3 protein-coding genes are annotated in these 1,272 nt (G+C 33.6%); 1 reads left to right on the top strand and 2 read right to left on the bottom strand.

All coding sequences use genetic code 11. The annotated features are described in order from the left end of the window. Window positions 1–243 (top strand): hypothetical protein (locus AAAT93_RS00090; RefSeq protein WP_349095429.1); only part of this gene is annotated, 243 nt, incomplete at its 5' end. 90 nt (window positions 244–333) lie between these two features. On the opposite strand, the gene AAAT93_RS00085 is transcribed toward AAAT93_RS00090, so the two are convergent. Further along, window positions 334–735, bottom strand: a complete 402-nt coding sequence (locus AAAT93_RS00085; protein ID WP_021984471.1) for a HEPN domain-containing protein — start codon at window positions 733–735, stop codon at window positions 334–336. Next, the gene (locus tag AAAT93_RS00080) at window positions 735–1,064 is read right to left on the bottom strand and encodes a nucleotidyltransferase domain-containing protein (RefSeq protein WP_021984472.1); all 330 of its coding nucleotides are present in this window, start codon (window positions 1,062–1,064) and stop codon (window positions 735–737) included. The genes AAAT93_RS00085 and AAAT93_RS00080 overlap by 1 nt, the downstream gene beginning before the upstream one ends. Window positions 1,065–1,272: the final 208 nt, after the last annotated feature.

The following is a 1,272-nucleotide window of genomic DNA, read 5'->3' as shown; positions in this document are numbered from 1 at the left end:
CAGTCAGGAATTTCGCATGTTCAGTCAATAATCCCCCTTTTTTATAATATCTATTGTATACTACATCCAGATTTCAACGGCACCAACACACACATCCCACGAAATCAAAAAGACCGAAACTGCCGCTTATTCTCCCTTTTTCCCAAAGGTCAAATGCGGGTTCCCGCTCTGCTTGTTCCCCAAGCTTCGCCGCGTGCAGTTTCGGAATTAACAATTTCTATTTTGTTTCTTTCTTCTGAATGACATTTCTGAGTTTTCATAATACATTGCCACCGGCTCCGGATGAGAACCGGCGGCAATTCTTTTTACCACATAGAAAATGTATTTCAAACACTACTCCATATTCAAATACGTTTTTATTTCACCAATAATCTCTTTTGCAATAGTAACTTGATTTACTGTATCTAATTTGCTGGCAATGTAGAAATCATCATAATCACTTTTATGACGAATAATTTCTAACTTGGATATTTTTCTTCCCATATCTCTCGAAAAAACATCTTTATTTACATAATTCTTATTAAAATAGGCAATCACATCCTTGTGCTTTTTGAACGCAACTGGTTCCATAGATAATACTGCATCAATTGCATGAAATACTGCATAATATGCTCTATTATTTGCAGCTCTATATTTATCTGCTCCCAATAAAATGTCTGCTGATTCCAAATCATCAATAGCCTGTGCCAATTTATTCCGTGCTATATCTTCAAAACTTCCTGTATCTTTTTCCATTAAAGTATGACCCCCTCCTGATCCACATTCTTGTAAAACATATATGCGTTTTTCCAATATTCAAACTGGTCTATATTTTTTACAATTGGCATAATTTCTGTTCCATATTTACAATTAAAATCATAGGTTAGATCATCCACCTTATTTTCATATTCAACCAAGCTATCATCCAAGTCATTCACAAGAATCATAATGTCTATATCCGAATCCTGACGAAAATCTCCACGAGCATATGATCCATACAAAATTATTTTTACCAAATGCTCTCGTCCTAGTTTATCAATCTCTTCTTTATATAACTCTAATAAATCCTTAATCTTGTTCGGCATATACTCACCCCCATTCTTATTTTTAGTATATCCATTTATTTTCTAATCGTCAATCTGTATTATAACATTCTTAATAGCACTTTTTGACTCAAAATCCCCCTTCTCTCCCAAATTCATTTTTGTTATTATGCTGTCTTTTTTATCATATAAATATCTTAAAAATGAAGTTCAGTCAGGAATTTCGCATGTTCAGTCAATAATCCCCCTT

This window comes from Coprococcus hominis (ex Arizal et al. 2022) (genome assembly GCF_040094675.1).
GTDB classification, from domain to species: domain Bacteria; phylum Bacillota; class Clostridia; order Lachnospirales; family Lachnospiraceae; genus Coprococcus_C; species Coprococcus_C hominis.
Note: the sequence above shows the minus strand (reverse complement) of the source record. Positions and strands in the feature narration are given on the sequence as shown.